General features: G+C 62.4%; 16 protein-coding genes. 13 read left to right on the top strand and 3 right to left on the bottom strand.

The window, feature by feature from the left end:
• Positions 1-12: 12 nt before the first annotated feature.
• Positions 13-864: a ComF family protein gene (locus MKD49_RS12895; protein ID WP_252696483.1), complete on the bottom strand. Its 852-nt coding sequence runs from the start codon at positions 862-864 to the stop codon at positions 13-15.
• 136 nt (positions 865-1,000) lie between these two features.
• Here MKD49_RS12895 and MKD49_RS12890 point away from each other — a divergent pair, with 136 nt between their 5' ends.
• The 8 genes from MKD49_RS12890 (at position 1,001) to MKD49_RS12855 (ending at position 7,641) form a co-directional block, all read left to right on the top strand.
• Entirely contained in the window at positions 1,001-1,945 is a 945-nt protein-coding gene (locus tag MKD49_RS12890; RefSeq protein ID WP_121040500.1) for a methyltransferase domain-containing protein, read from the top strand.
• Between the two features lie 426 nt (positions 1,946-2,371).
• Positions 2,372-2,842 carry a DUF2244 domain-containing protein gene (locus MKD49_RS12885; protein WP_134223504.1) on the top strand — a complete coding sequence of 157 codons (471 nt, stop codon included), beginning with the start codon at positions 2,372-2,374 and terminating at the stop codon, positions 2,840-2,842.
• A 22-nt stretch (positions 2,843-2,864) separates the two neighbouring features.
• A complete protein-coding gene (coxB, locus tag MKD49_RS12880; RefSeq protein WP_252696482.1) occupies positions 2,865-4,025 on the top strand; it encodes a cytochrome c oxidase subunit II in 1,161 nt (386 codons plus the stop codon).
• Between the two features lie 18 nt (positions 4,026-4,043).
• Positions 4,044-5,663: a cytochrome c oxidase subunit I gene (gene ctaD, locus MKD49_RS12875; protein ID WP_121040494.1), complete on the top strand. Its 1,620-nt coding sequence runs from the start codon at positions 4,044-4,046 to the stop codon at positions 5,661-5,663.
• Between the two features lie 49 nt (positions 5,664-5,712).
• Positions 5,713-5,823, top strand: a complete 111-nt coding sequence (locus MKD49_RS12870; RefSeq protein ID WP_252696481.1) for a cytochrome oxidase small assembly protein — start codon at positions 5,713-5,715, stop codon at positions 5,821-5,823.
• On the top strand, positions 5,820-6,392 hold the full coding sequence (locus tag MKD49_RS12865; RefSeq protein ID WP_034332707.1) for a cytochrome c oxidase assembly protein: 573 nt from the start codon (positions 5,820-5,822) through the stop codon (positions 6,390-6,392). The genes MKD49_RS12870 and MKD49_RS12865 overlap by 4 nt, the downstream gene beginning before the upstream one ends.
• Positions 6,393-6,465: 73 nt before the next feature.
• Entirely contained in the window at positions 6,466-6,642 is a 177-nt protein-coding gene (locus MKD49_RS12860; RefSeq protein WP_166675599.1) for a DUF2970 domain-containing protein, read from the top strand.
• A gap of 138 nt (positions 6,643-6,780) precedes the next feature.
• The gene (locus MKD49_RS12855; RefSeq protein WP_034332705.1) at positions 6,781-7,641 is read left to right on the top strand and encodes a cytochrome c oxidase subunit 3; all 861 of its coding nucleotides are present in this window, start codon (positions 6,781-6,783) and stop codon (positions 7,639-7,641) included.
• A 72-nt stretch (positions 7,642-7,713) separates the two neighbouring features.
• Here the strand turns inward: MKD49_RS12855 and MKD49_RS12850 are convergent, their stop codons facing one another.
• Positions 7,714-7,914, bottom strand: a complete 201-nt coding sequence (locus MKD49_RS12850; protein WP_006461519.1) for a twin transmembrane helix small protein — start codon at positions 7,912-7,914, stop codon at positions 7,714-7,716.
• 109 nt (positions 7,915-8,023) lie between these two features.
• Here MKD49_RS12850 and MKD49_RS12845 point away from each other — a divergent pair, with 109 nt between their 5' ends.
• From MKD49_RS12845 to MKD49_RS12825, 5 genes are read left to right on the top strand one after another with little or no spacing between them, the layout of a single operon-like run.
• Positions 8,024-8,740 carry an SURF1 family protein gene (locus MKD49_RS12845; RefSeq protein ID WP_252696480.1) on the top strand — a complete coding sequence of 239 codons (717 nt, stop codon included), beginning with the start codon at positions 8,024-8,026 and terminating at the stop codon, positions 8,738-8,740.
• Positions 8,727-9,356 (top strand): cytochrome C oxidase subunit I, encoded by a 630-nt coding sequence (locus MKD49_RS12840; protein WP_252696479.1) that lies wholly within the window; start codon positions 8,727-8,729, stop codon positions 9,354-9,356. The genes MKD49_RS12845 and MKD49_RS12840 overlap by 14 nt, the downstream gene beginning before the upstream one ends.
• A gap of 44 nt (positions 9,357-9,400) precedes the next feature.
• Positions 9,401-10,537, top strand: coding sequence for a heme A synthase (locus tag MKD49_RS12835; RefSeq protein ID WP_034332702.1), 1,137 nt, complete (start codon positions 9,401-9,403; stop codon positions 10,535-10,537).
• Positions 10,534-11,427: a heme o synthase gene (gene cyoE / locus MKD49_RS12830; RefSeq protein WP_134223499.1), complete on the top strand. Its 894-nt coding sequence runs from the start codon at positions 10,534-10,536 to the stop codon at positions 11,425-11,427. Before MKD49_RS12835 ends, cyoE begins: the two co-directional genes overlap by 4 nt.
• A 12-nt stretch (positions 11,428-11,439) precedes the next feature.
• The gene (locus tag MKD49_RS12825; RefSeq protein WP_034332698.1) at positions 11,440-12,030 is read left to right on the top strand and encodes an SCO family protein; all 591 of its coding nucleotides are present in this window, start codon (positions 11,440-11,442) and stop codon (positions 12,028-12,030) included.
• Positions 12,031-12,118: 88 nt separating this feature from the next.
• Here the strand turns inward: MKD49_RS12825 and rpoH are convergent, their stop codons facing one another.
• Positions 12,119-13,018, bottom strand: a complete 900-nt coding sequence (rpoH, locus tag MKD49_RS12820; protein ID WP_134223498.1) for an RNA polymerase sigma factor RpoH — start codon at positions 13,016-13,018, stop codon at positions 12,119-12,121.
• Between the last annotated feature and the right edge of the window lie 192 nt (positions 13,019-13,210).

Below are 13,210 nucleotides of genomic sequence, written 5' to 3'. Positions count from 1 at the left end.
GGCCGACCCGCTTCAGGTCGGCAGGGTGCGCGCAAAGACCAGGTTGGTCACGCGCCGGGCGCCGTGCCGCTTGAGCACGATCGCCACTTCATTCAAGGTGGCGCCGGTGGTCATGACATCGTCGACGATGCCCACATGCAGCCCGCGCACCTGGTCCATGGCCGCGAAGGGCAGGGCGAAGGCCGAACGCACGTTGCGCGCGCGAGCCCCGACCGGCAGGGCCGACTGCGCATCGGTTTCCTTCTCGCGTTCCAGCAGGCGCGGCTGCACCGGGATGTCCATCAGCTTGCCCAGCGGCCGGGCGATTTCCAGCGCCTGGTTGAAGCCGCGTTCCTGCAATCGCGCCAATCCCAGCGGCACCGGGGCCAGCAAGGTCGGCATCGGCAGCTGCACGTCGCTGCCCGGCACCGGATTGCGCCGTGTCGCATCGAAGATCAATCGCGCCAGCAGCGGTGCCAGGCGCAGGTCGCCGCCGAACTTCAGCGCCAGCGCCAGCTGGTCGGACGGGGCGAAATAATCGGTGGCCACGATGGTGGCGTCGAACGCCGGGCGATCCTTGAGGCAGGCTCCGCAGCGCAGTTCCTTGCCGGTCACCGGCATGGGCAGGGCGCACTGAATGCAGCGGCGGTGCTGGCGCGTGTAGAAACGCTTGTGGCAGGGCGCGCAGAGAGTCTCGCGTCCGGCCGCGCCGCACAGCGCACAGGAAGACGGCAGCAGTTGCGGCACATGCGCCAGCAGGCGCTGCAGCCAGCCGGGGCCGGATGGCTTGCCCGGCCGGGCCGGCTTGCCGCCGACGGCGCGATAGGCGTTGCCAGGCTTGGCTTGGGGCGATGCGGCAGCGGGTTTGGAGGATTTGAGATCCATGCGAGGTGCGCCCGGGAAAAATGGATTTCGACTAAACTACGCGCATTATCGCATCAGCCCCGTGGATCGGCGGCCCTCTGCTGGCCGCCCGAGCTTGCCACGCTGCTGCGCAGTCCATCTTCCTGTTCCGTTGCCCATGTCCCTGCCGCCGCCTTCTGCCAGCGCCAAGCTGAGCGCTCCCATCGACCTGCCCCTGGTGCGCCGCCGTTTCGGCCAGCCCCAGCGCGTGGCCGAATCCGATTTCCTGCGCCGTGAAGTCTCGGCCCGCATGCAGGAACGCCTGGCCCTGGTGAAAATCGCCCCGCGTGAAGTATTGGACGCCGGATGCGGCGAAGGGGCCGACCTGCCGGTGCTGCAGAAACGCTATCCCGAGGCGCAGGTGATCGGTCTGGACGGCGCCTACGGCATGCTCGCCAGGGCCGCCGACCACCAGCGCGGCGCGCAGACGGCCATGAACCGCCTGTTCGGCTCCATCAACAAGTGGCTCGGTTCCGGTCCGAATGCCGGTGGTCCCGAACTGGCCTGTGCCGACTTCGCGCGCCTGCCGCTGGCGGCCAATGCGCTGGACCTGGTCTGGTCCAACCTGGCCCTGCACTGGCATCCCCAGCCCGACCGCGTGTTTGCCGAGTGGCGGCGCGTGCTGCGGGTGGAGGGCTTGCTGATGTTTTCCTGCTTCGGCCCCGATACGCTGCGCGAAGTGCGCAGCGCTTTCGAACAAATCGATCTTGCACCGCACACCTTGCCCTTCGTCGACATGCACGACTTCGGCGACATGCTGGTCAATGCCGGCTTTTCCACACCGGTGATGGACATGGAAACCATCACCGTGACCTACGAAACGCCCCAGCGCCTGCTGGAAGATGTGCGCGCCTGGGGTGGCAATCCGCTGGAATCGCGGCGCCGCAGCATGATGAGCCGCAGCCAGTACCAGCGCCTGCTGGCGGCCTTCGAGGCCATGCGCAAGCCCGACGGCAAGATCCCGCTGACCTTCGAGGTCGTCTACGGCCACGCCTTCCGTCCGGTGCCCAAGACCACCGCGGCCGGCGAGAGCATCATTCGCTTCGAACGCCCGCCGCGATAGTCGAAACTTCATATAAGGCTTAGTCGCCCAGCCCTATCTGGCCTGTCAGATAGTTGCTGTATCGTTACGCCCTGCCTGTTCCTGTCGAAGCCTTCATATCGCCGCAAAGCCGCGCCCCTGGCGGCTCTGCTGCCACTATCCCGGCCCGCCGGACAGCCCGCAAGCGCCACCGTTGTCAATGCGGCGGTGCGTGCTTGATCCATGGCGACGTTAGCCCTTATACTCAAATGGGTAAAAAAATTCACACAAAGAAATTCCAGTACGAACGAATAGCAAGAATAAATAAAGACCGCAAAACGGATAGCCACGGAGTGCGCCCCACGCAAGACGGCCCCCGGCAGGAACGGGCTGGCCCGCATCCAGTGAGCATCCCCTGCGGTAAGAGACAGAGACACGCTCGACCGACAATCATGCTGGCGAGGTGCCATGGAGACGCGGGAATGGATATTGAAGCGCAATTGTTCGATTGCGCCACGCCAGCTGGCGTGGGTCTTCGCAGTCCTTTGTACGGTTTCACTCACGGTCGCGCTGGGCTTCACGCTGCGCGGCGCTTGGATCATCCTGGTTTTTTCATGCATTGAACTGGTGGCGGTGGGCGCGGCCATGCTGGTCTACGCCCGTCACGCCACCGATCGCGAAGTGCTGGTGCTGGCCGATCATGGCCTGGAGGTGGAAGTCATCCAGGGTAGTCGTTCGCACCGCAGCAGCTTGCAGTTGCATGGCATGCGCATCGCTTTTCCTGTGGGCCGGCAGTCGCTGGTGGCCCTGGAAAGCCGGGGGCAGCGCGTGGAAATTGGCCGGTTCATGAGCTTGTGGCAGCGGCGCGCTTTGGTGCAGGAGTTGCAACAGGAACTGGCCGCCAGGGGTGGCGGGATGGCAGCACTCTCATTCTTATAATTTTGGGCTTTTGAGGAAATCCATGAAACTTGCGAAGCGCCTTCAATCCTTGACCCTCGGTGCCTCGCTGCTGGCGGCCGGCTTGCCGGCCTGGGCAGTGGTGGATAGTCCGGGCGGACCGGCCGTGCTGCAGATGAATTTCCAGCCACCGGTGACCAAGATCGCCGAGCAGATCTATGACCTGCACATCCTGATGCTGATCATCTGCCTGGTCATCTTCGTGGCGGTCTTTGGCGTGATGTTCTATTCCATCATCAAGCACCGCAAGTCGGTCGGCCACAAGGCCGCGTCCTTCCGCGAAAGCACGACCGTGGAAATCGCCTGGACCGTGGTGCCCTTCCTGATCGTCATCGGCATGGCCTTGCCGGCCACCAAGACCGTGGTGGCCATGAAGGACACCTCCAACGCCGACCTCACCATCAAGGTCACCGGCATGCAGTGGAAGTGGGGGTATGACTATCTCAAGGGCGATGGTGAAGGCATCTCCTTCCTCTCCAGCCTGGCCACGCCGCGCGAGCAGGTCACCGATCCGACCCTGAAGAAAAACGACAACTACCTGATCGAAGTCGACAATCCGGTGGTGGTGCCCGTCAACAAGAAGGTGCGCATCGTTACCACCGCCAATGACGTGATCCACTCCTGGACCATCCCCGCTTTCGGCGTGAAGCAGGATGCGATTCCCGGCTTCGTGCGCGACACCTGGTTCCGCGCCGAGAAGATCGGTACCTATCGCGGCCAGTGCGTGGAATTGTGCGGCAAGGATCACGCCTTCATGCCCATCGTGGTCAACGTGGTCAGCGATGACGACTACAAGAAATGGGTCGAGGGCAAGAAGAAGGAAATGGCCGCCAAGGCCGATGATCCCAGCAAGGTCTGGACGGTGGATGAGCTGAAGCAGCGCGGCGAGAAGGTCTATGCGGCCAACTGCGTGGCCTGCCACCAGGCCAATGGCAAGGGCGTGCCGGGTGCCTTCCCGGCGCTCGATGGCAGCGCGATGGTCAATGGCCCCAAGGATGGCCAGATCCACATCCTGCTCAACGGCAAGAACGCCATGCCGGCCTGGAAGGGTGTCTTGAACGACACCGAAATCGCCGCCGTGATCACTTATACGCGCAACAGCTGGTCCAACAAGGCCCAGGAAAACATCGTGCAGCCGGCCGAAATCCTGGCCGCCCGCAAGTAATCGTTTGGAGAACCGGACATGACTACCACCGCCGATCACGCCCCCGATCATTCCCACGATCACGGGCATGGGCACGCTCACGACGACCACGCGCACGACCATCCGCACGGCTGGCGGCGCTGGCTCTTCGCCACCAACCACAAGGACATCGGTACGCTCTACCTGTGGTTCTCGTTCACCATGCTGCTCTCGGGCGGCGTGCTGGCGCTGTTGATCCGGGCCGAGCTGTTCCAGCCGGGCCTGCAGTTCTTCCGTCCTGAATTCTTCAACCAGTTGACCACCATGCACGGCCTGGTGATGGTGTTCGGTGCGATCATGCCGGCCTTCGTGGGCTTCGCCAACTGGATGATCCCGCTGCAGATCGGGGCCTCCGACATGGCCTTTGCGCGCATGAACAACTTCTCGTTCTGGCTGCTGCCGCCGGCCGCGCTCCTGCTGGCCGGTTCCTTCCTGGTGCCAGGCGGCGCCACCGCGGCCGGCTGGACGCTGTACGCACCGCTGTCGACCCAGATGGGCCCCGGCATGGACATGGGCATCTTCGCCATGCACATCATGGGCGCCTCTTCCATCATGGGTTCGATCAACATCATCGTCACCATCCTCAACATGCGCGCGCCCGGCATGACGCTGATGAAGATGCCCATGTTCTGCTGGACCTGGCTCATCACCGCCTACCTGCTGATTGCCGTGATGCCGGTGCTGGCCGGTGCCATCACCATGACGCTGACCGACCGTCACTTCGGCACCTCCTTCTTCAACGCCGCCGGCGGCGGTGACCCGGTGATGTACCAGCACATCTTCTGGTTCTTCGGCCACCCCGAGGTCTACATCATGATCCTGCCGGCCTTCGGCATCGTCTCGCAGATCATCCCGGCCTTCGCGCGCAAGCCGCTGTTCGGCTATGCCTCGATGGTGTATGCGACGGCCTCGATTGCGATCCTGTCCTTCATCGTCTGGGCGCACCACATGTTCACCACCGGCATGCCGGTGACCGCGCAGCTGTTCTTCATGTACGCCACCATGCTCATCGCCGTGCCCACCGGCGTGAAGATCTTCAACTGGATCGCCACCATGTGGCGCGGCTCCATGACCTTCGAGACGCCGATGCTGTTCTCGGTGGGCTTCATCTTCGTCTTCACCATGGGCGGCTTCACCGGCCTGATCCTGGCCGTGACCCCGATCGACATCCAGATGCAGGATACCTACTACGTGGTGGCCCACTTCCACTACGTGCTGGTGGCCGGTTCGCTCTTCGCGCTCTTCGCCGGCTACTACTACTGGGGCCCGAAGTGGACCGGCTTCATGTACAACGAATGGCGCGGCAAGTTCCACTTCTGGGCCTCGCTGATCACCTTCAACATCACCTTCTTCCCGATGCACTTCCTGGGACTGGCGGGCATGCCGCGCCGCTATGCGGATTACCCGGCGCAGTTCACCGACTTCAACATGGTGGCCTCCATCGGTGCCTTCGGGTTCGGGCTGTCGCAGGTGTACTTCCTGTTCTTCGTGGTCATCCCCTCGATCAAGGGTGGCAAGAAGGCGGAAGCCAAGCCCTGGGAAGGGGCAGAGGGCCTGGAATGGACCGTGCCCAGCCCGGCGCCTTTCCACACCTTCGAAGAACCGCCGGTGGTGAAGTAAACGCCTGTGGATAACACAAGTCATCGTCCCTAATGCAAAGGCAACCCTCATGACCGAACGCAAGAAACCCAACAACCTGCGCACCGGCCTGCTGCTGGGGCTGGTGGTGCTGGCCTTCTTCGTCGGCATCTTCATCAACCGCATCTGGTTCGCCAAATGAGCAGAGATGACGATCAGGCAGAAGAGACGACATCACGCGGCCTGAACCGCGTGATGTTCAGGAAGCTGCTGGTGGTGGCCGTGCTGATGTTCGGCTTTGGCTATGCGCTCATCCCGGTCTATCGCAAGATCTGCGAAGTGACCGGCGTGAATTTCCTCACGCCCAAGGATGTGACGGTGGAAGCGCCGGCCAATACGCAGATCGACAAGACGCGCACCATCACCGTGGAGTTCGATGGCAATGCCCAGGGACCGTGGCGCTTCCGCCCGACGGTGGCCAGCATGCAGGTGCACCCGGGCGAGATGACCCAGGTCACCTACGAAGTGGTCAACACCCAGCCGCGCAACGTGGATGCCCAGGCCATCCCGAGCTATGCACCGCTGCAGTCGGCGGCCTTCTTCAAGAAGGTGGAGTGCTTCTGTTTCACGCAGCAGACATTGGGACCAAACCAGGCCAAGCAGATGCCGGTGGTGTTCTACATCGACCCCAAGCTGCCCAAGGAAGTGACCACGATCACGCTGTCCTATACCTTCTTCGAGATCAACGGCAAGGCCAAGACGGCGGGCTGACCAGCCCCGAGGAGCGGGTGTGAACGATGAGCTGAAACAGGCGGCCCGGCGCAAGGCCTCCTTCGGCGCGACGATGAAGGCGGTGTTCTGGTCCTTCTTCGGCGTGCGCAAGCGCAAGGATTACGAGTCGGATGCAGCACGGCTGAATCCGGTGCACGTCATCATCGCCGGCATTCTCGGTGCGGTGATCTTCGTGACCGTGCTGGTGAGCATCGTCAAGCTGGTGGTACGCAGCGCGGCAGGTGGATGAGGCTGATCGAGACTGACCGAAAAAGAGCATTAAGGAAACGTAAACCCTGTATCGCAAGAGCATTCAACGCAGCTTAATGCCCAAGTTTGCTGCTCTTGCCCAGGCCAGGACAATCGGATTTCGTACCGGGAGAAGAACATGAGTTCTCAACAAGCCAAGGCACCCCATTATTTCGTTCCAGGCCCGTCGCGCTGGCCGATGATGGCGGGCATTTCCATGCTCATCACCATGATCGGGGCTTCGGCCTGGGTCAATGGCGTCTCGTGGGCGCCCTACGTCAATATCCTCGGCATCCTGATGGTGCTGGTGGTGCTGTACTACTGGTTCGGGGATGCGATTCGTGAATCCGAGTCGGGCCTCTACAGCGAGCGCATCGACCTGTCCTATCGCTGGAGCATGAGCTGGTTCATCTTCTCGGAGGTGATGTTCTTCGCGGCCTTCTTCGGCGCGCTGTTCTATGCGCGCAGCATCACCATGCCGTGGCTGGCCGATCTGGACCACAAGGTGATCTGGCCCGACTTCACCGGGCAGTGGGGCAATGTCGGCCCGGCCGGCACGGTGGAGAATTTCACCACCATGGGTCCGTTCCCGATCCCGACCATCAACACCTTGCTGCTGCTGACCTCGGGCGTGACGCTGACCATCTCGCACCACGCCATGCGCGCCGGCCATCGTGCGCAGACGGCCGTGTGGCTGTTCCTGACCATCCTGCTGGGTGCGGTCTTCATGGGCTTTCAGGCTTATGAATACATCCACGCCTACAGCGAGCTCAACCTCAAGCTCACCTCCGGCATCTACGGCTCGACCTTCTTCATGCTGACCGGTTTCCACGGCTTCCACGTGACCATGGGCGCGATCATGCTGTCGGTGGTGCTCTATCGCGTGCTGCGCGGGCACTTCACGCCCACGCATCACTTCGCCTTCGAAGGCGCGGCGTGGTACTGGCACTTCGTGGACGTGGTGTGGCTGGGCTTGTATGTGGTGGTGTACTGGCTGTAAGGCGGGCACCGCCTGCGCCATGACAAAGCCGCACTTCGGTGCGGCTTTTTTGTGGGGTGCGTGCGGATGAAATCAGCGGATGCCGGTCGGCTGTATCCAGCCCAGCTTGTAGCTCAGCAGGATGAAGAGGAACAGCGCCACCGAGAAGCCGACCCGCAGCGTCAGCGCCTGGACCGTGCGATTGCTCTTGCCCTTGTCGCGCATCAGGAAGATCAATGCCGAGGCCAGGCTGGCCAGGATCAGGATGAAGGCGATGGCGACGATGATTTTCATGAGGATGGAACCCTGTCTCCGAAGGCGTGCATGCGGTATGCTGCGACGCTGGTGTGTTTAAGATTTTTCTAGTCCCGTGCGCGCTTCATTGTAAGGCCAAACTTCATCGATGCCGACCCGATTCGTTTTTCGCCTCATCCCGTTTTGCGCCACGCTCGTCGTGGCCGCCGCCGGTATTGCGCTGGGCCAGTGGCAGACGCATCGCGCCGAAGAGAAGCTGGCCTTGCAGCAGCGCATGCAGGCGCGGGGCAGCGAAGCTCCTCTGAGTGCGCTGCCGGGTGATGTGAGCGATGCAGAGTTCCGCCATATCCGCCTGCGTGGCCACTATCTTGCGCAATGGACGCTGTATCTGGAGAACCGCCCCTACAACGGCGCCGTCGGTTTCCATGTGCTCACGCTGTTCCAGCCCGAGGGCAGCGGACCGGCCGTGGTCGTGGCACGCGGCTGGGCCCCGCGCGATGCGGCCGATCGCACGCGCGTGCCTCAGGTGCCGTCGCCATCGGGCGTTACCGAGGTGGAAGGCATCCTGCGTCGCGATGCCGGGCATGTGCTGCAACTGGGGACGGCCGATGCACCGCGTCCGCAAGCCATCCTGCAGAATCTCGATGTGCCGGCACTGGCCAAGGCCAGCGGTATAACGCTGGCACCGCTGGTGATCGAGCAGGGCGGGGCGGCGGGCGATACCTTGGTGCGCGACTGGCCCGCTCCGTCATTGGGTATCGATCGTCATCGCGGCTATGCCGTGCAGTGGTATGCACTGGCGGGCATGGCTCTTCTTTTTTTCATCGTGACAGGATACAAACGTGGTCGTCATGACAAAGCCTGAAGCTGAGCAATCCGCGCAAGCCGCATCCGTCGACGAGGCGCGCCGCCGCATCGGCCGCTGGAAGATGCTGGCGGTGGTGGCCGTGTGTGCCGCCCCGCTCATCGCTTCCTACCTCACCTATTACGTGATCAAGCCGCAGAGCCGCAACAACTATGGCGCGCTGATCGATCCGCGCCAGTATCCGATTCCGGATCTGGGCAGCAGTGCCATCGATGGCGGTCCGGCCAGGCTGCAGGATTACAAGGGCAAGTGGGTGATGCTGCAGGTCGATCGCGGCGACTGCGGCGAACCCTGCCAGAAGAAACTGTTGACCATGCGCCAGCTGCGGCTGATGCAAGGCAAGGAAATGGAGCGCATCGAGCGCGTGTGGCTGGTCACGGATCGCGCACCGATTGCGACTTTGCTCCTGCGCGAATTCGACGGAACCGATATCCTTCGGGTTGACGCTGGCAAATTGCAGTCCTGGTTGCCGGCCGATGCCGGCAGCTCGGCCGAAGACCACATCTACCTGATCGACCCGCTGGGCAACCTGATGATGCGCTTCCCCAAGGACCCCGACCCCGGCAAGATGAAGAAGGACATTTCCAAATTGCTGCGCGCTTCCTCCATCGGCTGATGCGGATGGATCCCCTGCACGCAGTGACGCACGTTTGACTCAAGATGAATGCAACGACGCTGATACAACTGGGCCTGACCGGGCTCGTGGTGGCCCTGATTCCGCTGGCGCTGGTGTGGCGCGCACAGGGCGTGGCCAACAAATACCGCAAGCTGGTGTGGGTGACGCTGTTCTTTACCTTCGACCTGATCATGTTCGGGGCCTTCACGCGCCTGACCGATTCGGGCCTCGGCTGTCCCGACTGGCCGGGCTGCTACAGCCATGCCAATCCGCTGCTGGCGCATGAGCACATCAATGCCGCGCAGGAAGCCATGCCGTTTGGTCCGGTGACCTGGGCCAAGGCCTGGATCGAAATGATCCACCGCTATTTCGCCATGGCCGTGGGCTTCCTCATCATCGTGCTGATGGTGGCCGCCTGGCGGCGCTGGATCAAGTCGGGCAAGACCGAACTGCAGTTCCGTCCCTGGTTCCCGACGGCGCTGTTGGGCTTCGTCTGCCTGCAGGGCGCCTTCGGTGCCTGGACCGTGACCATGAAGCTGCAACCGATCATCGTCACCATCCACTTGCTGCTGGGCCTGACGCTCCTGGCCATGCTGGCCTGGCTGGGGGCGCGGCAGGAACCGCATGTGCCGGTCTCGCCCGCAGGCCGCGCGCTGGTCGTGCCGGCCACCATCGGCGCGGCCCTGCTGGGTTTGCAGATCGCACTGGGCGGCTGGGTCAGCACCAATTACGCGGCGCTGGCCTGTTCCGACTTCCCACTATGCAATGGCAAGCTGGTGCCGGAGATGGACTTCGAACACGGCTTCACGCTCTGGCGCCACCTCGGCATGACCTCCTCGGGCGACTACCTGCCGGTGGAAGCGCTGACCGCGATCCACTGGGTGCATCGCAGTTTTGCCTTTGTCGTCATCTTGTATGTTGTATGGCTGGCACACCGCGCGCTGCGTGATGAAGGCTTGCGCAAGACCGCCCGCTGGATGCTGACGGTGCTGGGTTTGCAGCTCTGTACTGGCCTGGCGACCATCTATCTGAACTGGCCGCTGGCCATTGCGGTGATCCACAACGGCGGCGCGGCGCTGCTGGTCATCCTGATGGTCATGTTAAACTACAAGGTCCGTTACGCACCCTCCGGCCTGGCCGCCGCTGCTCCACCAGCATCCGCCCGGCCCGTCACGCCATGACCACATTGACCGCCCAACCCAACCGCATCGCCCAGTACTGGGCACTGACCAAGCCGCGCGTGACGCAGCTGGCAGTGTTCTGTGCCGTGATCGGCATGTTCCTTTCCACGCCTGACCTGCCGGACTGGCACAAGGTCATCTTCGGCACGCTGGGCATCTGGCTGCTGGCCGGCGCGGCCTTCGCCATCAATTGCCTGGTCGAGCGCGAGATCGATTCGCGCATGGCGCGCACCGCCCGCCGTCCGATGGCGCGCGGCGAAATCACGGTGGGACAGACGCTGGTGTTCTCGGGCGTGCTGGGTGGCCTGGGCATGTGGGTGCTGTACAACCTGGTCAATCCGCTGACCATGTGGCTGACCTTCGCCACCTTCGTTGGCTACGCCATCATCTACACCATCATCCTGAAACCCGCGACCTCGCAGAACATCGTCATCGGTGGCCTGGCTGGTGCCATGCCGCCCGCGCTGGGCTGGGCGGCCATGGCCAATGACGTGCCGATGCAGGCCTGGGTGCTGGTGATGATCATCTTCATCTGGACCCCGCCGCATTTCTGGGCGCTGGCCATGTACCGCCGCGACGATTACGCCAAGTCCGGCCTGCCGATGCTGCCCATCACGCATGGCATGGATGTCACCAAGCTGCACATCCTGATGTACACCATTGCACTGCTGGCGGTGAGCATGCTGCCCTTCGCCATCGGCATGAGCGGCCTGATCTACCTGGGTACCGCCATCGTGCTGGGGGCGATCTTCTTCTGGTATTCGTGGCAGATCTACCGCCACTACACCGACTTGATCGCGCGCAAGGCCTTTGCTTATTCGATCGTCTACCTGTCCATCCTGTTTGCGGTGCTGCTGGTGGACCATTACTTCCTGTTCCGCAGTTTCTGATTCCTTGAACGCATGAAACGATTCCTCTCGGCGCTGCTGCTGGCCGGCTGCGCAACGCTGCTGGCGGCCTGCGGGCCGTCCAAGCCTGAACTGAAGTTCAACAATACCGATGTCACCGGGCTGGATTACGCGAAGGACTTCGCCCTGACCGACCATACCGGCAAGCCGCGCACTCTGGCCGATTTCAAGGGCAAGGTGGTGGTGATGTTCTTCGGCTATACCCAGTGCCCGGACGTGTGCCCGACCACCATGGTCGAGATGTCCAACGTGATGAAGGAACTGGGACCGGACGCCGACCGCGTGCAGGTGCTCTTCGTGACCGTCGATCCGGAGCGCGATACCCAGGAAGTGCTGGCGCAATACGTGCCGGCCTTCGACAAGCGTTTCCTTGGCTTGCGCGGCGACCTGCAGCAGACCGAGAAGGTGGCCAAGGAATTCAAGGTGTTCTACCAGAAGGTGCCGGGCAAGCAGCCGGGCAGCTATACGATGGATCACACGGCGGGCAGCTACGTGTTCGATCCGCAGGGACACATCCGCCTGTTCGTCAAGCACGGACAAGGGCCGCAGACGCTGGCGCATGACATCAAGCTGCTGCTGTCGTGATGGCTTGAAACGATATAAATCGTTTGGATAAAAAGAAAGGCACCCGAGGGTGCCTTTTTCATTGCTGCTGATCTGAATGAAATCCGGATCAGGAATAAGCCTGCAGCGAGGTCTTCATCTTCTTCAGCGCGACTGCTTCGATCTGGCGGATACGCTCGGCCGACACGCCGAACTCGTCAGCCAGCTCATGCAGGGTCGCACCCGAGCCATCGTCATTGGCCAGCCAGCGGGCTTCGACGATGCGGCGCGAACGGTCATCCAGCTTGGACAGGGCCGCTTCCAGGCCTTCGGATTGCAGGCGGTCGTACTGCTTGGCTTCGATCACGCGGGTCGGTTCCGAATTGTCGGAGGACAGGTAGGCGATGGGGGCGAACTTGTCATCTTCATCATCGGTGGGCGACTCCAGGGCGATGTCGCGACCGGACAGACGGGTTTCCATCTCGATCACTTCTTCGCGCTTGACGTCCAGGGTCTTGGCCAGGGCCTCGACCTGGGCCGGCGTCATCGCGTCCAGGCCTTCCTTGTGGCTGCGCAGGTTGAAGAACAGCTTGCGCTGGGCCTTGGTGGTCGCGACCTTCACGAGACGCCAGTTCTTCAGGATGTACTCGTGGATCTCGGCCTTGATCCAGTGCATGGCATAAGACACCAGACGCACGTTCTGGGCCGGGTCGAAGCGCTTGACGGCCTTCATCAGGCCGATATTGCCTTCCTGGATCAGGTCGGCGTGCGGCAGGCCGTAGCCGAGATAGCCACGGGCAATCGACACCACCAGGCGCAGGTGCGACAGCACCATCTTCTGAGCGGCGCCCAGGTCGTTCTTTTCACGCAGGTCGCGCGCCAGCTTGACCTCTTCTTCGTGGGTCAGCATGGGCAGGCGGTTCACTGCCGAGATATACGCGTCGATATTGCCCAGGCTGCCGGAAAAACCCAGCGCGAGTGCATTGGACTCGGCAGGCATGAGTGCAGTGTGTGCAGACGCAGTTTTCATGGATTCTCCTTGGTTCCTTTGCGGAAACAGTATGAAACGGTAGGAAGCGGATGCTTCGGTTGCCGGGGGCAATGTTGCCAACTTCCCCGGCGCGGCCAACGTGGCCAGACGCTGTTTGCTGCAGTGCTCCGATAAAACTGGAGCAATTCAATAGGTATTCTAGCACTCGTCACCCAAGAGTGCTAATTGCAT

It is taken from the genome of Herbaspirillum sp. WGmk3, from assembly GCF_023952535.1.
Classification (GTDB): Bacteria; Pseudomonadota; Gammaproteobacteria; order Burkholderiales; family Burkholderiaceae_D; genus Herbaspirillum; species Herbaspirillum huttiense.
This window is presented reverse-complemented; position numbering and strand designations above follow the sequence as displayed.